The organism is Mesorhizobium sp. P2_E9, from assembly GCF_056403815.1.
In genome coordinates this window covers 124,454-142,862 of sequence record NZ_JBFUET010000016.1, presented here as the reverse complement: position 1 = coordinate 142,862, position 18,409 = coordinate 124,454, and the positions used below count along the sequence as shown (strand labels likewise).

Annotated in this window: 14 protein-coding genes; 6 read left to right on the top strand and 8 right to left on the bottom strand. The window is 63.9% G+C overall.

Annotated features, from left to right (window positions below; translation table 11 throughout):
• Positions 1 to 6 precede the first annotated feature (6 nt).
• The 5 genes from AC1D05_RS26580 to AC1D05_RS26560 form a co-directional block, all read right to left on the bottom strand.
• Complete coding sequence (locus tag AC1D05_RS26580; protein ID WP_477444675.1) at positions 7 to 165, bottom strand: DUF3309 family protein; 159 nt, start codon at positions 163 to 165, stop codon at positions 7 to 9.
• A gap of 115 nt (positions 166 to 280) precedes the next feature.
• Positions 281 to 3,457 (bottom strand): efflux RND transporter permease subunit, encoded by a 3,177-nt coding sequence (locus AC1D05_RS26575; protein WP_477444674.1) that lies wholly within the window; start codon positions 3,455 to 3,457, stop codon positions 281 to 283.
• Positions 3,458 to 3,530: 73 nt separating this feature from the next.
• The gene (locus AC1D05_RS26570; protein WP_477444673.1) at positions 3,531 to 4,706 is read right to left on the bottom strand and encodes an efflux RND transporter periplasmic adaptor subunit; all 1,176 of its coding nucleotides are present in this window, start codon (positions 4,704 to 4,706) and stop codon (positions 3,531 to 3,533) included.
• 883 nt (positions 4,707 to 5,589) lie between these two features.
• Entirely contained in the window at positions 5,590 to 6,720 is a 1,131-nt protein-coding gene (locus tag AC1D05_RS26565; protein WP_477444672.1) for a patatin-like phospholipase family protein, read from the bottom strand.
• Between the two features lie 208 nt (positions 6,721 to 6,928).
• Positions 6,929 to 8,017, bottom strand: coding sequence for a citrate synthase/methylcitrate synthase (locus AC1D05_RS26560; RefSeq protein ID WP_477444671.1), 1,089 nt, complete (start codon positions 8,015 to 8,017; stop codon positions 6,929 to 6,931).
• 93 nt (positions 8,018 to 8,110) lie between these two features.
• On the opposite strand from AC1D05_RS26560, the gene AC1D05_RS26555 reads away from it, so the two are divergent.
• Positions 8,111 to 9,253: a citrate/2-methylcitrate synthase gene (locus AC1D05_RS26555; protein ID WP_477444670.1), complete on the top strand. Its 1,143-nt coding sequence runs from the start codon at positions 8,111 to 8,113 to the stop codon at positions 9,251 to 9,253.
• 15 nt (positions 9,254 to 9,268) lie between these two features.
• On the opposite strand, the gene ftrA is transcribed toward AC1D05_RS26555, so the two are convergent.
• Positions 9,269 to 10,282, bottom strand: a complete 1,014-nt coding sequence (gene ftrA, locus AC1D05_RS26550) for a transcriptional regulator FtrA (protein WP_477444723.1) — start codon at positions 10,280 to 10,282, stop codon at positions 9,269 to 9,271.
• Positions 10,283 to 10,369: 87 nt separating this feature from the next.
• Between ftrA and AC1D05_RS26545 the strand changes: the two genes are divergently transcribed.
• Together AC1D05_RS26545 and AC1D05_RS26540 are read left to right on the top strand one after the other, a co-directional pair.
• Entirely contained in the window at positions 10,370 to 10,789 is a 420-nt protein-coding gene (locus AC1D05_RS26545; protein WP_477444669.1) for a rhodanese-like domain-containing protein, read from the top strand.
• Positions 10,790 to 10,854: 65 nt separating this feature from the next.
• Positions 10,855 to 11,286 carry an N-acetyltransferase family protein gene (locus AC1D05_RS26540; RefSeq protein WP_477444668.1) on the top strand — a complete coding sequence of 144 codons (432 nt, stop codon included), beginning with the start codon at positions 10,855 to 10,857 and terminating at the stop codon, positions 11,284 to 11,286.
• A gap of 78 nt (positions 11,287 to 11,364) precedes the next feature.
• On the opposite strand, the gene phaR is transcribed toward AC1D05_RS26540, so the two are convergent.
• Both phaR and AC1D05_RS26530 read right to left on the bottom strand, forming a co-directional pair.
• Positions 11,365 to 11,973 carry a polyhydroxyalkanoate synthesis repressor PhaR gene (gene phaR, locus AC1D05_RS26535; protein ID WP_477444667.1) on the bottom strand — a complete coding sequence of 203 codons (609 nt, stop codon included), beginning with the start codon at positions 11,971 to 11,973 and terminating at the stop codon, positions 11,365 to 11,367.
• An 81-nt stretch (positions 11,974 to 12,054) separates the two neighbouring features.
• Positions 12,055 to 12,294: a hypothetical protein gene (locus tag AC1D05_RS26530; RefSeq protein WP_477444666.1), complete on the bottom strand. Its 240-nt coding sequence runs from the start codon at positions 12,292 to 12,294 to the stop codon at positions 12,055 to 12,057.
• Between AC1D05_RS26530 and AC1D05_RS26525 the strand changes: the two genes are divergently transcribed.
• From AC1D05_RS26525 to AC1D05_RS26515, 3 genes are all read left to right on the top strand, one after another.
• Positions 12,275 to 13,459 (top strand): acetyl-CoA C-acetyltransferase, encoded by a 1,185-nt coding sequence (locus tag AC1D05_RS26525; protein WP_477444665.1) that lies wholly within the window; start codon positions 12,275 to 12,277, stop codon positions 13,457 to 13,459. The two genes, AC1D05_RS26530 and AC1D05_RS26525, sit on opposite strands and share 20 nt — an antisense overlap.
• A gap of 124 nt (positions 13,460 to 13,583) precedes the next feature.
• Positions 13,584 to 14,309: an acetoacetyl-CoA reductase gene (gene phbB / locus AC1D05_RS26520; protein ID WP_477444664.1), complete on the top strand. Its 726-nt coding sequence runs from the start codon at positions 13,584 to 13,586 to the stop codon at positions 14,307 to 14,309.
• A gap of 708 nt (positions 14,310 to 15,017) precedes the next feature.
• A complete protein-coding gene (locus AC1D05_RS26515; RefSeq protein ID WP_477444663.1) occupies positions 15,018 to 18,401 on the top strand; it encodes a helicase-related protein in 3,384 nt (1,127 codons plus the stop codon).
• Positions 18,402 to 18,409 lie beyond the last annotated feature (8 nt).

The following is an 18,409-nucleotide window of genomic DNA, read 5'->3' as shown; positions in this document are numbered from 1 at the left end:
GCCCGCTCAGAGCCGCCCCATCAGAAGCAACACCACGACCACCACCAGCACCACGCCAAGAATGCCCGACGGTCCATAACCCCAGGAGCGCGAATGCGGCCAGGCCGGCACCGCGCCGATGAGGATAAGGATCAGGACAATGATGACGATGGTGGTGATTGGCATGAGACTTCCCCGCGCATTGTTTCGGGGCAATGTCTTCTCATTGCCCCGGGGGGACAATGCAAAAGGCCGCCCGGTTGTTCCGGACGGCCTTTGCCAGTCAGATTGGCAAGCCGGCCTACTCGGCAGCTTTTGGAAAGACGATAGCGGGTTCCGCGCCGGCATCCACCGTCGACGCATCCGACGAGATCTCGCCCTTGCCGCGCCGGAACAGCCGGCTGAACAGACCGCGCCGTGCGCCAGGCTTGATCTTGGCGCGGGTGAACACCATCAGCATCGACGGCGTCACCACGAGCGTCAGCACGGTCGCGAAGGACAGGCCGAAGACGATCGCCGACGACAGCGAAATCCACCATTGCGTCGACGGCGCGTTGATCGTCGTTTCGTGATGGAAGATTTCCAACCCCAGGCCGAAGGCGATCGGCAGCACGCCGAGAATGGCCGACACCGCCGTCAGCACCACCGGTCGCGCACGCTCGCGGCAGGTCTGCAGCACGGCCTCCATCTTGTCCCAACCTTCTTCGCGCAACCGGTCATAGGTGTCGATCAGCACGATGTTGTTGTTCACCACCACGCCGGCCAACGCGATAACGCCAATGCCGGACATGACGATGCCGAACGTCTCGCCTGTTATCAGCAGCCCAAGGAACACGCCGATCGTCGCCATGACCACGCAGGACAACACCAGCCAGACGCTGGTGAACTTGTTGAACTGCGCCAACAGCACCAGGAAGATCAGGAAGATCGCCGCACCGAAGGCCTTGCTGAGGAAGGCGCTGGCCTCGGCGCTGTCCTCGTTCGAGCCGGCCAGCTTCCAGCGGATGCCGCTGCCGAGATTCATATCGGTGACAGCCTGGGTGACCTCCTGCTGAACGGCAGCGACCTGGGCGCCGGCGCTGACGTTGGCCTGCACCACCACGGTGCGGGCGCCGTCGATGCGGTTGAGGATGCCGACGCTCGGCTTCGCCTTGCGAACGACGAAGTTGGAGATCGGCACCGATCCTTGCGAGGTCTGCACCCTGAGCTCGTCGAGCGTCGACAGCGTGCGCCGGTCCTCCGGCAAACGCAGGCGGATGTCGACGGCCTTGTCGGCACCGGCGGGCCGGTATTCCGAGAGCTTCAGACCGTTGGTGACAAGCTGCACCACCGTTCCAACTGAAGTCGGGCTGATGCCATATTGCGCTGCCTTGGCGCGGTCGACCTCAAGCGCCCAGTCGACGCCGGGCGGCGGCAAGCCATCGGAAATGTCGATGACGCCGGGTACCTTGGCGATACGCGCCGCCACCGCACGCGCCTTCTCGTCCAATCCCTTGGGATCGATGGCCGAAAGCCTGATCTGGATCGGCTTGCCTGTCGGCGGGCCAGCCTCCGGCACCCGAACCTCGACGTCGACGCCGGGAATCCCGGCCATGACACCACGCAGATCGTTCAGGATATCGTTCGCCGATTTGCGCTCGCGCCAGTCGATGAACTCATACTGGATGACGCCGACGACGTCTTCGGGCACATCCTGGCCGCCGCCGTCGGATTTGCCGACGCGGGTATAGACCGACTTCACGCCTGGCCAGCCGAGCAGCCGGTTTTCGGCAATCTTGGTCGCCGTGTCCATTTCGGCCAGCGAAAGGTTGCCGCGGGCGTGCACATAGAGCAGGCCGTAGTCGGGCTCGACACTCGGGAAGAACTCGACGCCGGCGCCATACTTCGAATAGCCAACGAAGATGCCGGCCAGCAAGACGACGGTGAGCACCATCACGGTGATGGGGAAGCGCACCGCCTGCTTGACGACCGCCATGTACCAGCCGTCGCGATTGTCATCCTCATGATGCTGCGGCGCCTTGGCGAAGATCGCACCCAGCGTCGGCGCGAAGACCAGCGCGTAGAGCATCGAGGCCGACAGCGTGACGATCAGCGTGATCGGCATGTACTTCATGAAGTCGCCGATGATGCCGGGCCAGAACAGCAGCGGCGAGAAGGCGGCGATACGCGTCATCGTCGCCGCGATGACCGGACCGGCCATGCGCTTGGCGGCAAGCGCGAAGGCTTCCTGCTTGGGCATGCCCTCGCTCATCCGTCGTTCGGCGAATTCGGTGACGATGATGGCGTCATCGACCAGCATGCCGACGGCCAGGATAAGGCTGAACAGCACGATCATGTTGATCGTGTAGCCCATCATGGCGAGCAACAGGATGCCGATCAGGAAGGACGACGGGATGGCGAGGCCAATGAGCAGCGAGGCACGGCCGGACAGCGCGTAGAGGATGACGATGAACACCAGGATGACGGCGATCATCACGTGGTTCTGCAGGTCGCCGAGCAACTGGTTGACGAAGACCGACTTGTCCTGGGTGTAGGTGACGTGCATCCCCTCGGGCATCGTCTTGACGAAGGTATCGGACACCTCCCTGACCTTCGTCAGCGTGTCGATCAGATTGGCGCCGATGCGCTTCTTGACTTCGATGGCGATGGCCGGCTTGCCGTTCAAGCGCGTGATCGTCGTGGCGTCGGCAAAGGTCGAGCGGATCGTCGCGATGTCCTTGGCCTGCACCACGGCATTGGGGCCGGCGACCACGGGGAGTGCAGCCACATCTTCGGGCGTCTCGATCAGTGATGGCACCTTGACGGCATATTTGCCTTCCGAACCCTCGATGTTGCCGGCGGCGACAAGGCTGTTGGAAGCGCCTACGGCGCCGATCAGCTGGTCGAGCTGCAAACCGTAGGACGACAGCTTCATCGGATCGATGACGACTTCGACGAGATCGTCGCGCGAGCCCTGCAGCGAGCCTTCGAGAACGCCCGGCACCTCTTCGATGCGGTCACGCAGTTCGCGTGCGGCGGCGGCCAGCACGCGTTCGGGCAATTCGCCGGACAAGGTGACGACGAGCACCGGGAATTCGGAAATATTGACCTCGGTGACGACAGGCTCCTCGGCCGCCTGCGGCAGATCGGCCTTGCCGTCCTGCACCTTGGAGCGCGTATCCTGCAGCGCGGTCGCCAGGTTTGTCTGCGGCTGGAACTCGACGAGCACATAGCCGCCGCCCTGGAAGGCGGCAGAGCGCATCTCCTTGAGGCCCTTCAGGCTCTTCAGCTTGCTTTCCATCGGCCGCAGCAGAAGGCGCTCGGAATCCTCCGGCGAAATGCCTTGATAGATCAGGCTGACATACATCATCGGAATCGGAACGTCGGGTTCCGCTTCCTTCGGCGTCGACTGATAGGCGACCCAGCCTGCAATCAGCAGGAAGACCAGGACCGAGATGGTCAGGCGGGCATTGTTGATTGCGAGTCTGACGATATCCATGACTTGTGCCTGCTGTTGATTTCGGCGAACGGACGGACGTCGCCGGGCAAGGCCCGGCGCCGGCGCCCCTGCGCTACTGCGTGCCGGCGGTGGCTTCGCCGATCAGCTTGTTGATGGTCGCCTGGTCGGCCTCGACCGGCTTGACCTCATCGCCTTCCTTCACCAGTTCCTGGCCGGCGACGATGATGCGCGCATCGGCCGGGATGCCGCCGAGCACAAGGCCGGTCGGCGTGTCGTCGACCAAATCGATCGGGAAGAACGCCACCTTGTTGTCCTTGCCGACGGCGCGGATGCCGAGATCGCCCTTGTCGCCGAGCGTCACCACCGAGCGCGGCAGCAGGACCGCGTCGGTCGGCAGCGCGCTGAGCTGGATTTCCGCCGTCATGCCGGCCGGCACCGAGCCGTCGGCATTGGGGATGGCAACCTCGATACGGAAGGTGCGGGTCGCTGACGACGCATCGCGGCTGATATAGCGCACGGTGCCTTGGACGGTCTGGCCGCTGACCAGCCGAACGCTGGCCTTGTCACCGATCTTGAGATAGCCGAGGTCGCGCTCGCTGATCTCGCCCCGGGCGATCACCGGATCGAGCTTGAGGATGGTCGCCACCTCACCGCCCTGCATGACGGAGCTGCCGAGTTCCACCGGCACCCGGTCGATGACGCCGTCGAAAGGCGCCTTGACTTCGTTGCGGTCAAGCTCGGCCTGCGCGGTATCCAGCTGCGACTGCGCCAGGGTCAGATTGGAACGGGCGGTGTCGAGCTGCAACTTGGGCAAATTGCCGGTCTTCATCAGCCGCAGCGACGCGTCCAGTTCTGCCTGGCGCTGAGCCACGAGTTGCTTGGCGTTGTCGACCATCGAGATCTTTTCCTCGGCCGCCAGCATCAGCACCAGATCACCGGTCTTGACGTGATCGCCTTGCTTGACCGGCAGCTTGTCGATGACGCCGGCGACGCGGGTGGCAAGCACGGCGCGCTTGTCGGCCTCGGTCAGCCCGGAAATGCGGATGGCGCGCGCATAGGTCTTGCGCGGCGGCGTCACCACGGCAACCGTGCGCAGCGGCGCCTTCGGTTCGGCTTCCGCCGTCTTCGGCTTGCTCGCATCCGGCGCCTTGCCCTGCTCGACCTCGGCTGCCTTGGCCTTGTTGGCCGCTACGCTGCCGACCGACGAGAATTCGCCTGTCCCCATCCACGCCGCGAAACCAATGAGCACAACAATGGCTGCAAGCTTGTGAAACCTGATTTTAGGCATCGTCATTTTTCCACTGCGGGTTCGGCCAGCACCGCGCCTTCATGACGCGGGCGCGTCGCCGATATGGGTGCGCGCCTGACCGTGTTCAATTTGCCGTGATAGGCGAGCGTGCTTCTACATCAAAGTTGCACTGCAATATAGTCCGAAAGTTGCAGCTGCATTGCGTAGCCGGGCAAGGTGTGGCCGCCGCGAAACTCTTTTCGATCTGCTAAAATACCGGTTCAGCGGGCTTGCAGTCGGCTCACGATCTGCTCTCCCGAGACCAGTCCCGAACGACCGATCCGCCATTGCCGATAAGCAGCGCGATGCTCGTCGAAATACAGGCGTCATCACCCGCCGGATTGTTTACCCTGATGCGGATTTTGACTGACGGACCAGATCATTTTCGGTCACCGAACAATATCAAACCTGGCATCCGTGAGCTTGACCAATCCATTGGAATTGCTCGCGAACTTTTAAAGCGAACCAATCAGGACGGGACCGCCCGGAGGCCAGTTCGTTTACATGGAACCCAGCGTCGAGATCATCGGTACCCCGTGCACCGGAATGTCTGGGATCGGCGTGGCTCACAAGTTCATGACTTGCCACGCGCACGGTGCGGCTGCGGAAACCCGGACGATTTTCCGCACCATTTGCACGAGCGGTGTCTGTCGTTCCGCTATTCATCTACCAACAATACCGAGCGGCATCGTCGGCATGTCGGTGGCAGCAGGCGTCAGCATGATGAAGCGTTCCCCGCACGCAAAGGTTGCTGCCTTGCCGGATCGCCCTGGAAACCTACTCCGACTTCCAGAACACTTCGCTGATGGTCTTGATCGATTCCGAGGATAGCCGGGCAGCGCCAGACTTAGATCGGTTATCGCTCCTTCGGCACCCGGTGGGCTCAGGCCCGGCGGCGCTCCGCTTCCGGGTTCTTGCGCGCTGCAAGAAACTCCTTGACCCGGCGCCCAGGCGCCGGTCCTCGCACTGGCTTGAAGCCGTCATCGAGTTCACCGGAGAGATCGAGCGTCGGCCGCTTGCCGACGGCGTCGTAGTTCTCTTCCAGCCAGTCGCTGGCGGCGGTGCGCCCGAGATCTCTGAGATAGCTCAGGAAGGCCCATTCGGCATTGATCTTGGATGATGCCGACAGATCCTTGAACGCCTCGTCGGCATCGATGCGGTGCATGCGGATGTCGCGATACTCGCCATGCGGCAGACGGCCGGCGGCGATCAGTTCCTTGACGAAGGCGATCGAGCGGAATTCGCGCAGCAACCCGGCATTGAAGGTGATCTCGTCGATGCGGTTCTGGATCTCGTTGGCGCTCTTTGGTGTGCCTTCGCGCACCACCGGATTGATCTGCACCAAAAGCACATCCTCCGTCGCCGCGGTCTTGAAGAACGGAAACAGCGCCGGATTGCCGCCATAGCCGCCATCCCAATAGGGCACGCCCTTGATCTCGACGGCGCGGAACAGTTGCGGCAGGCAGGCCGAGGCCATCACCGTGTCGAGGTCGATCTCGCCATCGGAAAACACCCGCAACTGCCCTGTCTCGACATTGGTGGCAGAGATAAACAACTCCATCGACTTGCAGGCGCGGACATTCCTGAAGTCGATCTCCTGCGCAACGACGTCGCGCAGCGGATTGAGGCCGAGCGGATTGGCGACATAGGGCGAGAACACCCGCGACATGGTGTCGAAGAAGACATAGCCCGGCGAGTTCTCGATCGACCAGTTGCCCCAGGCGACATCCCACGGCATGCGTTGCACCGGGCTGAACCGGCCTTTCGCCGCCACAGCACGCCAAAAATCGTCCAGCTTCTTGCGCGCGCCATCGACACCGCCGCGCACATATCCGTCGGCCAGCGCCACGGCGTTCATGGCGCCGGCGCTCGTGCCGGAGACGGCCGAAATCTCCAGCCTGCCGTCCTCCAACAGCCGGTCGAGCACGCCCCAGGAAAAGGCGCCATGCGAGCCGCCGCCCTGAAGCGCGATGTTGATCTTCTTGTTTTCCTCCGCCTTGCCGTTCTTCGTCATGGCGTTCCTGTCATCTTGATGCGCCGGCCTGCCCCAACGTCATTGGAAGAAGCAGCTATCGCCGGCCTATGTTGCAGTGCAGCATATAAGGGCGGACCAAGGCAAGAACACGAACACGGTCGCGTGATCACATGAAATTTCGGTCATGCCGAAAAGCCCCTCCGGTTCAGCGGCGGGGCCCCTGAGTCTTTCGAAACAAGCAGGAAGCCTAGGCGACGAGATCCGGCACCGGGCCGACATAGCGCGACTGCGGCCGGATCAGCCGTCCAGTAGTCTGCTGTTCACGCGCATGCGCGATCCAGCCGGAAACGCGCCCGGCGGCGAAGACATTGCTGAAGGCTTGCGGCGGAAAACCCGCCGCTTCCAGCACCAGCGCGGTGTAGAACTCGACATTGGTCTGCAGCGCGCGCTGCGGCTTGGCGATCCGCAGCACCTCGAGCGCCGTCTGTTCGACCTTTTCGGCGAAGGCAAGCCGGCGGCCGGTTTCGCCTTCGCTGCCGAGCTGCCGCACCACCGCCTTCAGCACATCGGCACGCGGATCGCGCACGCGGTAGATGCGATGGCCGAAGCCCATGATGCGCCTGCCCTCAGCGATCTCGTCGCGCAGCCAGCGGGCCGCATCGCCATGCGCCCGGATGGCATCCAGCATCTCGATCACCGGGCCGGGCGCGCCGCCATGCAGCGGCCCCTTGAGCGCGCCGAGCCCGGCCAGCACCGACGATGTCAGCCCGGCCAGTGTCGAAGCAACGACACGGGTGGCGAAAGTCGAGGCGTTGAGGCCGTGATCGCAGACCGTCACCAGATAGGTGTCGAGTGCTTTTGCCAATGCCGGCGACGGGACGGATCCCCTCAGCATCCGCAACATGTCGGCGGCATGACCGGCCTTGCCGTCCGGCGCGATCGGCTGCTCGCCACGCTGCAGGCGCAACAGGGCCGGCGTCAGCACCGCTGGCGCCGCGATCAGCCGTAAGGCATCCGTCAGCGTCTCGCCGTCCGGCAACAAGGCCATGCCGGCGCGCATGGCGCTGTAGGTCTCGAGCGGCGCCAGTAAGGACAGCGAAGGCAGGAGGAGGCTGAACACCTCGACGCGTGCCTCGCCCAGTTTCACCGCCAATTCGGCGTCGCCAGGCAAATCCTCGAAGAAGCCATCCAGCAACAGGCGAACCACTTGCGGATAACTCCATCGTCCAGCCAGCTCCGGCAGTGAATGGCCGCGGATCGTCAGGCGGCCGCCCAGGCCATCCACATCGGACAGCACGGTTTCGGCCGCCACCACATCATCGAGCCCATTCGCCATAGCCTTGTCTCCTTGAAGCTTTTCCGGATCGGAGATAAGACTGGGCGACACAAGCATCAATCTTGATCAATAGAATCAATATCAGAGCCAAAAATGTCCGAATGGCTGTCACGGGAAGAGGCGCTGGAGAGGCTCAAGGTGAGGCCGCAGACGCTCTACGCCTATGTCAGCCGTGGGCGCATTGGCATGCGCCCGGACCGGGCCGATCCGCGCCGCAGCGAATACCGAGCCGACGATATCGCGGCGCTGGCAACGCGGAGGGCGCGCGGGCGCAGCCCCTCGGTCATCGCCGAAAGCGCCATTGCCTGGGGTGAGCCGTCGATCGTCACGGCGGTTTCAACCGTCTGGCACGGTCACCTCATCTATCGAGGCCGGGACGCCGCTGCGCTGTCCGACGATGCTACGCTGGAAGAAACCGCCGCTCTGCTTTGGGCCTTGTCTGAACCGATCCGCTTCGAAGCGTCGACGCCAGATGCGCCGCACCAGACCGGCCGTGCCCCGGCCTTTGCGCAGCTTGCTTTGCTGGCCGGCCAGGGCCGGCCTTCGCTTGGCCGCAACGCCGTCTCGCTGTGCGCCGACGCCGCACGCGCGATCGGTGTGGTGGCCAGTGCCCTTGGTGCCGAGGCGGGACCCGAGCCAGTGCATCGACGATTGGCGCGGGGCTGGTCGGTCGACGATGGCGGCGCGGACGCGATCCGACGTGCGCTTGTGCTGCTCGCCGATCACGAGCTCAACGCATCGACCTTCGCGGCCCGCGTCGCGGCCTCGACTGGAGCCTCACCCGCCGCTTGCCTGCTGGCGGGCCTGGCGACACTGTCCGGCCCACGCCACGGTGGCGCCGGCGAAGCCGTGATGCAGCTGGCCGAGGACGCGGCTCGGCATGGCGCCGATGCCGCGATCCGGCGCTGGCTCGGCCATGACCGGCCTTTGCCGGGCTTCGGCCACCAGCTCTATCCCGAGGGCGATCCCCGCGCCACGGCGCTTCTCGCAGCCATCGGCAACCCCGACGAGACCTTGCGGTCGCTGGAAGCCGCCGCCATTGCCGCGACCGGCGCCCAGCCGAACATCGATTTTGCCCTGGCGGTGCTGACGCGCAGCCTCGGTCTACCGCGCGATGCACCGTTCCATCTGTTCGCACTTGGGCGCAGCGTCGGCTGGGCCGCGCATATGGTCGAGCAGATCGTGAGCGGCAGCATCATCCGGCCGCGCGGCCGATATGAGGGATTGTTGCCCTGACAGCGTATGAAGTCGTCAGGCGGAGTTGGCATTGGTTCCGAACCGCGCCCGGTACGCGGCGGGCGTCGTGGCGAATTGCTGACGGAAGTGATGCCGCAGCGTGCCCGCCGCGCCAAATCCGGCGGTCTCGGCGATCCGCTCGATCGGCAGAGCAGTATCTTCCAACAGCGTGCGCGCCCGCGAAAGCCGCTCCGAGAGCAGCCACCGCGCCGGCGTAACGCCGGTTGCGGCCGCGAACCGGCGCAGAAATGTCCGCTCGCTCATCCCGGCCAGGCCTGCCAGGGCGGCAACGGGATAGTCGGCGGAAATATCGGCGCGCATTCGGTCGATCAAAGGTCCGAGCCGGCTGCGCTCATGCGGCTCGGGAACCGAACTCTCGACATACTGTGCCTGGCCGCCATCGCGATGCGGCGGCACGACCAGGCGGCGCGCCACCATGTTGGCGGCCTTGGTGCCGAAATCGCGCCGCACCAGGTGCAGGCACAGGTCGATGCCGGCCGCGCTGCCGGCCGATGTCAGGACATTCCCCTCATCGATGTACAAAACGTCAGGAACCACGGTGATATCGGGGTAGAGTTCCCTCAATCTCTCGCTGTAGCGCCAATGCGTGGTTGCTTTTTTGCCTGAGAGCAGGCCCGCCGCCGCAAGCACGAAGACGCCCGAGCAGATGGACAGAATGCGTGCGCCCCGCTCGTGTGCCTTCCGAAGCGCCTCGATCAGCAAGGGCGGCACCGGAGCCTCTGCCCCGCGCCATCCAGGCACGATCACCGTGTCGGCCTGGCCGATCAGATCCGTCCCGCCGTCGGCGACGATGCGAACACCTCCTAAGGCGCGCATTTCACCGGCATCGATCCCGGCAACGGCAAAACGGTACCAATCTTCGCCCATTTCCGGTCTGGGCAAGGCAAAGACTTCAACCACCACGCCAAACTCGAAGGTGCACAAGCCGTCATAGGCAATGGCAACGACAAGTGGATTGACAGAGGGCGGGTTGGCAGGGCGCGGATTGGCAGGCGGCACATTTGGCATGATCTTGACGATATATGGCAAAGCTGCCAGCTGCAATCGCCCTGCTTCGTGCTTTATGCCAGTCGCATCAGCAATGGAGATACGTGGATGAGCTACGTGACAGACATTCCGGTGGCATCGCCGGAAATCGCCCGGGACCACTTCTTGCGCCGGCTTTCCGTCGAGACCGACTGTTCCGACGTCGCCGCGACACTGCGTAGCGGAGAGCCGGATTTTGTTCTTCTGCATGTCGTCGGTTCGCCGGAAGCCTATGAACGCCGCCATGTGCCCGGCGCGCTGCATCTGCCGCATCGAGACATCTCAGCCGAGCGGATGGCGCAATGGCCGGCAGGCACGCTGTTCGTCGTCTATTGCGCCGGACCGCATTGCAACGGCGCGGATCGGGCGGCCTTCAAACTGGCGAGCCTCGGCCTGCCGGTGAAGATCATGATCGGCGGTATAACCGGTTGGCAGGATGAAGGCGCCCCCTTCGCGTCAGGCCAGGAGCCCGGTGTTTTGCACGCATGATCGTTGGCTGGCGCGGAAGCGTTTGCACGATATGGTCGACATTGAAGACACGGGAAAGCATGCGGATGGCGGCGATTACGGTTCGGCAGTTCGAGCAGAACGATGTCGCCGCAGTGCTCGCGCTTATGCGGGCGCTGGCCGTCTTCGAGGGCTATGATAACAAGTTCCACCTCACCGAGGCAGACCTCATCACACACGGGTTGGGGCCATCGCCCCGGTTCGGCGTGTTCGTTGCGGAGCTGGAGGGCGTGGTCGTCGGCATCGCCGTCCACTACCTCATCCCGTGGACTTACGACCTGAAGCCGGTTGTGTGGCTGAAGGAACTCTACGTGGCCGAGACGGCGCGCGGCATGTCGGTCGGCCATGCCCTTATGGAAGGGCTGCGCGACCATGCCCTCGGCATTGGCGCATCCGCCATCAAGTGGACGGTGCTGCACTCCAACATGCCGGCCAAGGCTTTCTATCGCTCGCTTGGCGGGCAGGCTGACGAAATCTAGGAATTGTGGCAAATGCCGATCGACCCATGAAGGCAAGCATCAATAAGTCGAGGTAGTCCGTATGCGCTCTGGCCGCCTCTACGACATCGTGTCGAGCTTGCGCTGCATGGCCGCGATCTGGCTCTTCAACTCCTGGAGGTCGTCGGATTTTTCCGGCGCTTCCTTCTTGGCCGGCTCGGCCGGAGCCGCGGCCGGCGCGGAGCCAGCCGGTGGGAACGGCGTGAATAGTCGCATGGCGTTCTGGAACATTTCCATGTTGCGCCGCGTCTGTTCTTCCAGCGCCTTGATCGGCGTCGCGATCTTCATCACGTCCAGCGGCGACTTGCCGATCGCGCCCTTCATCTGCTCGCGAAAGCGCTCCTGCTCCTTGGAGAAGGCCAGCATCGACTGTTCGAGGAAGCTCGGCACGATCATTTGCATCTGGTCGCCATAGTAGGCGATCAGCTGGCGCAGGAACGGGATCGGCAGCATGTTCTGCCCATCCTTGTTTTCCAGCTCGAAAATGATCTGGGTCAGCACCGGATGCGTGATGTCGTCGCCGGTCTTGGCGTCCTGGACGGTGAACTCCTCGCCCTTCTTGACCATGTCGGCCAGATCCTCGAGCGTCACATACGTACTCGTCCCCGTATTATAGAGGCGGCGATTGGCGTATTTCTTGATGATGATCGGATCGTCTTTTGCGGCCATCTGCATCCTCCCCGGACACCGGCACGCCTGAGTAAGCAGCCGGTAACGATTGCGCCCTTTTCGAGGATATGCGCAAAAGCCTCATAATTCCAAGCAGTTTGTGCAGTGCGGGATCACATAATGCTGCATAGCAGGCAAAATATGCTGCGCAGCAGCGGCTTGCCCGCGGGCGCAGCAATGCGCGCCCTGCTTGCGGCGCATGGGCGCCATGCCGATTTCCGGTTTGACTTGGATCATGGAAAGGGCAAGAAAAGTCCCAACAATGCCCAAAAATACGACAGCTCGAAGTCTGGAGAAGAAAATGTCCTCTGCCAATTCCATCGTTGTCGCCAGTGCCGCACGCACGGCCGTCGGCTCCTTCAACGGTGCTTTCGCGGCCACCCCGGCGCATGAACTCGGCGCCGTCGTCATCAGGGAACTTTTGTCGCGCGCCGGTGTCGATGCCGCCGAGGTCGACGAGGTCATACTCGGTCAGGTGCTGACCGCCGCCCAGGGGCAGAACCCGGCCCGCCAGGCCTCGATCATTGCCGGCCTGCCCAAGGAAACCACCGCCTGGGGCCTCAACCAGGTTTGCGGCTCGGGCCTGCGCGCCATCGCGCTCGGCATGCAGCAGATCGCCACCGGTGACGCCAAGGTGATCATCGCCGGCGGCCAGGAATCGATGTCGCTGTCGCCGCACGCCGAGCATCTGCGCGCCGGCGTCAAGATGGGCGACTACAAGATGATCGACACCATGATCAAGGACGGCCTGTGGGATGCCTTCAACGGCTATCACATGGGCAACACCGCTGAAAATGTCGCCCGCCAGTTCCAGATCACCCGCGACGATCAGGACCAGTTCGCGCTGGCCTCGCAGAACAAGGCCGAGGCGGCGCAGAAGGCCGGCAAGTTCAAGGACGAGATCGTCGCCTTCACCATCAAGGGCAAGAAGGGCGACACCATTGTCGACCAGGACGAGTACATCCGCCACGGCGCCACGATCGATGCCATGACCAAGCTGAAGCCGGCCTTCGACAAGGACGGCACCGTGACCGCCGCCAACGCCTCCGGCATCAATGACGGCGCCGCCGGTGCGCTGCTGATGAGCGAAGCGGAAGCCGTAAAGCGCGGCATCACCCCGCTGGCGCGCATCGCGTCCTGGGCAACCGCCGGCGTCGATCCGGCGATCATGGGCACCGGGCCTATTCCCGCCTCGCGCAAGGCTTTGGAAAAGGCCGGCTGGTCGGTCAGCGATCTCGACCTGGTCGAAGCCAACGAGGCCTTTGCCGCGCAGGCCTGCGCCGTCAACAAGGACATGGGCTGGGATCCGTCGATCGTCAACGTCAATGGCGGCGCCATCGCCATCGGCCATCCGATCGGCGCCTCGGGTGCCCGCATCTTCAACACGCTGGTCTTCGAGATGCGCCGCCGCGGCGCCAAGAAGGGCCTCGCCACCTTGTGCATCGGCGGCGGCATGGGCGTCGCCCTGTGTATTGAAGCACTCTGAAAAAAGAAGTGAATAGCCAATAGGGAGTAGCGAATAGGGAAGAATGGCTTCGGCGTGGCGGACAGCAAATCCCTACTCGCTATTGGCTACTCCCTATTCGCTCTTCCGACCAAAGGGAGGACATATGACCAAGGTTGCAATCGTCACGGGCGGATCGCGCGGCATCGGTGCGGCGATCTCGATCGCTTTGAAAGCCGCCGGCTATTCGGTTGCCGCGAACTATGCCGGCAACGACGAGGCGGCGGCGAAGTTTAAGGCCGAAACCGGCATTCCGGTCTACAAATGGTCGGTCGCCGACTATGACGCTTGCGCCGCCGGCATCAAACAGGTCGAGGCCGACCTCGGCCCGGTCTCGGTGCTGGTCAACAATGCCGGCATCACCCGCGACGCCATGTTCCACAAGATCACGCGCGACCAGTGGAAAGAGGTCATCGACACCAATCTGTCCGGTGTTTTCAACATGACGCATCCGCTGTGGAACGGCATGCGCGAGCGCAAGTTCGGCCGCGTCATCACCATCTCCTCGATCAACGGCCAGAAGGGCCAAGCCGGCCAGGTCAATTACTCCGCCGCCAAGGCCGGGGACATCGGCTTCTCGAAGGCGCTGGCTCAAGAGGGTGCTCGCGCGGGCATCACCGTCAACGTCATCTGCCCCGGCTACATCGCCACCGAGATGGTCAAGGCGATCGACGAGAAGGTGCTCAACGAGCGCATCATCCCGCAGATCCCGGTCGGCCGCCTCGGCGAGCCGGAAGAGATCGCGCGCTGCGTTGTCTTCCTCGCTTCGGAGGATGCGGGCTTCATCACCGGCTCGACCATCACGGCCAATGGTGGCCAGTACTTCGTCTGAGACATCCAACGGCCTCAGCCTGTGACAAACGGACCGGTTTACCGGTCCGTTTTAATTGATGCCCTGGAGCCAAAACGCCGCCGCTGCGGCGCAATGCCCCAATCCGGCACGCAAAGGTTAATGGCGGCAGCGCCGCCTGTGCGAAGCCTGTGGGCAAGCCTGTGAATTCTCGGTGGATAAGCTGTTCACAACACAAGATATTGCCGGAACAAAACGGGAAAATAGCTCCGGCGCCGTTTTGTCTCCGATTCGTTCCGGCTTTGAGCAGAACTTAACGTTAATGGCCCGGAATCGCCTGTAGCTCCTTAACATCCGGTTCAGAAAGATTAACAATTTCATAATGTTGACCGGTCAGCCCCGAGCCGCCTCTGTGGTTTCCCGGCAAAGATTAATGGCAAAGCTCGCCCTGCATAAAACGGGCCAGTTCGGCGATTCAGCATGTGGTGAGACTCATGGTCACGAAATCCACATGTAGCCGTGAACAAAAGCTGAATCTGTCGGAGTCACTGATTCGTCGCCGATTCGTTCCAGACTCGTTCCAACTCTGAATCAGCAACCACTTGAGGGCTTGACAGAGAGGCCTTCGAGCCGCTGGCGGAACATTCCGCTTTCGCTTCGCGCCCGAAATCCCTATGTGTCGGCTGTCATACGCGCCAGTTGAGGCACGCTCCCGACAACCAGAGGCCAGAAAGCCTTATTTCCGAGCCGATGAACATCCAGCCGAAACACACTGAGCCGCTGATCCTGTCGGGCCGCGACGTCACCGCCGTGCTTGGCCCGACCAACACCGGCAAGACCCATCTCGCCATCGAGCGCATGGTGGCGCACGAAACCGGAATCATCGGCCTGCCGCTCAGGCTGCTGGCCAGGGAGGTCTACAGCCGCGTCTGCGAAAAGGTCGGCGCCCACAAGGTCGCGCTGATCACCGGCGAGGAGAAGATCCAGCCGCCGGGCGCCAAATATTCGGTCTGCACCGTCGAGGCCATGCCGCGCGAAACCGACGCCGCCTTCGTCGCCATCGACGAGGTGCAGCTCGCCGGCGACCTCGAGCGCGGCCACATCTTCACCGACCGCATCCTGCATCTGCGCGGCCGCCAGGAAACGCTGCTGCTCGGCGCGGCCACCATGCATGGCATTCTCCAGCGCCTGCTGAAGGGCGTCTCGGTGGTGACGCGGCCGCGGCTGTCGCATCTGGCCTATGCCGGCTCGAAGAAACTGACCCGCCTGCCTCGCCGCACGGCGATCGTCGCCTTCTCCGCCGACGAGGTCTATGCCATCGCCGAATTGATCCGCCGCCAGCAGGGCGGTGCGGCGGTCGTGCTTGGGGCGCTCTCGCCGCGCACCCGCAACGCCCAGGTGGCTTTGTTCCAGTCGGGCGATGTCGACTATCTCATCGCCACCGATGCCATCGGCATGGGCCTCAACCTCGATCTCGACCATGTCGCCTTCGCCCAGAACCGCAAGTTCGACGGCTACCAGTATCGCAATTTGACGGCGGCCGAGCTTGGCCAGATCGCCGGCCGTGCCGGCCGGCATCTGCGCGACGGCACTTTTGGCGTCACCGGCCAGGTCGACCCGCTCGACGAAGACCTGGTCAAGAAGATCGAAGGCCATGATTTCGAGCCAGTGAAGGTGCTGCAGTGGCGCACCGCCCATTTCGATTTCGCCAGTCTGGATGCATTGAAACGCTCGATCGAGACCAACGCGCCGGTCGAAGGCCTGACGCGGGCGCTGCCGGCGGTCGACGCGCAGGCGCTCGAATATCTCTCCCGCGACGAGGACATCCGCGCTCTCGCCACCGATGCCAAGCGTGTCGCGCTGCTGTGGGAAGCCTGCGCCCTGCCCGACTACAGGAAGATCGCGCCCGCCCAGCATGCCGACCTCATCGCCTCGATCTATATGGACCTTGCCCGCCATGGCCATGTCGACGAAAACTACATGGCCGAACAGGTGCGCCGCGCCGACACCACCGAGGGCGACATCGACACGCTGTCGCACCGCATTGCCCAGATCCGCACCTGGACATTCGTGTCGAACCGGCCCGGCTGGCTGGCCGATCAGGCACACTGGCAGGAAAAGACGCGCGAAATCGAAGACAGATTGTCGGATGCGCTGCATGAGCGGTTGACGAAACGCTTCGTAGACCGCAGGACTTCCGTCCTCATGCGGCGCCTTAGAGAAAATACCATGCCTGAAGCCGAAATTAGTCCTACCGGAACCGTCCTTGTCGAAGGCCACCATGTCGGCGAGTTGCAAGGGTTCCGCTTCACCGCCGACCAGACCGCCGGCGGCGAAGACGCCAAGGCCGTGCGCACGGCCGCGCAAAAAGCGCTGGCCGCCGAATTCGAGGCACGCGCCGAACGTTTCGGCGCCTGCGCCAATGGCGACCTGGCACTTGGCTCGGACGGCACGCTACGCTGGATCGGCGCACCGATCGGCACGCTGGTCTCCGGCGAAGACGCGCTGAAGCCGCGTCTGGTTCTGCTGGCCGACGAACAGCTGACCGGCCCGGCGCGCGACAAGGTCGCCGCGCGCGCCGAACGTTTCGTCAATTTCCAGATCGAAAGTCTGCTGAAGCCGCTGGTCGACCTGAAGAACGCCGAGCAGATTTCCGGCATCGGCCGTGGCATCGCCTTCCAGCTGGTCGAAAATTTCGGCCTCCTCAATCGGCGAGACATCGCCGAGGAGATGAAGTCGCTCGACCAGGAGGGTCGTGCAGCGCTGCGCCGGCTCGGCGTGCGCTTTGGCGCCTATCATGTCTTCGTGCCGGCGCTGATCAAGCCGGCGCCCGCCGGACTGGTGACCTTGCTGTGGGCGCTGACGAACGACGGCAAGGACAAGCCTGGTTTCGGCGACGTGGTCCACGCGTTGGCGTCGGGCCGCACGTCCGTGGTCATCGATCCGACCTTCGACAAGGCCTTCTACAAGCTTGCCGGCTACCGCAACCTCGGTCGCCGCGCCGTGCGCATCGACATATTGGAACGGCTGGCGGATCTCATCCGTCCGGCGACCAACTGGAAGCCCGGTCTTGGCCAGCGTCCGGACGGCGCCTATGACGGCCAGTCCTTCATGGTGACGCCGCCGATGATGTCGATCCTCGGCGCCACCGCCGACGACATGGAAGAGATCCTGAAAGGCCTGGGCTATCGCGCCGAGCCGAAGCCGCCGGCCGAAGTCAAGGCGCGGCTCGAGGCGCAGGACACTGCCGCACGGGAAGCCGCGGCTGCGAAACTCGCGGCGGAAGAGGCGGCGCGCGCCGAGCAGGCCAGGGCTGCGGAGGCTGCCGCAACAGATGCGGCGGCGGAGGCAGCAGTCGAGGGTTCGGAACCGGCTGCGGTCGAGGCCGCCGTCGAAGCACCGGCCGAGGTCATCCCTGAAACGGCGGCAGAGCCCGTCGCTGAAGAGCCGACCGAAGCTCCGGCCGAAGTCACGGAAGAGCCTGCAACAGAGGCTGCCGCCGAAGCGGCTGCTGAACCTGCTGCCGAGCCAAAAGCGGAAGCCGAAACTGTCGAGGCCGCGCCAGCGGAGCCAGTTTTCGAAGCCGCGCCAGCGACGGAAGCGGTTTCGGGCGAACCCGCCGTGGTCGCCGAGGTGGCCGTCGGCGAGCCCGCCGCCGAAGCCGAAGCACCCAAGCCGATCCTGTTGTGGCGTCAGGGCCGTTTCGAACAGCGCCCCCGCCATCACGAAGGCCGCAACAACCGCCAGCGCAATGGACAGGCACGTGGACGCAGCAATGCGCCGGCCGATGCCGCCGGCGCACCGGCAGCGGCCACGCCGGGTGAACGCCCGGCCCATGAAGGGCGGCGCGACGGCGCCGGCAAGCCGCGCTTCGACCGCTCGAAGTTCAAGCCCAAGCCGCAGGCCGAAGGCGAACAGCGCCGCGACGGTCGTCCCCAAGGCGAGCGTCCCGAGCGTCGTGACGGCCGGCCCGACTGGAAGGGCGGCAGGCCCGAAGGCAAGGGCGGTCGCCCCGATCAGGGGGGCGCAAAGCCCGCCTTCCAGCCAAAGCCGCGCGAGGAACGCCCGGTGCGCTTCGATCCGGATTCGCCCTTCGCCAAGCTCGCCGCCCTGCGCGACCAGCTGAAGAAGTAGGCTCGGAG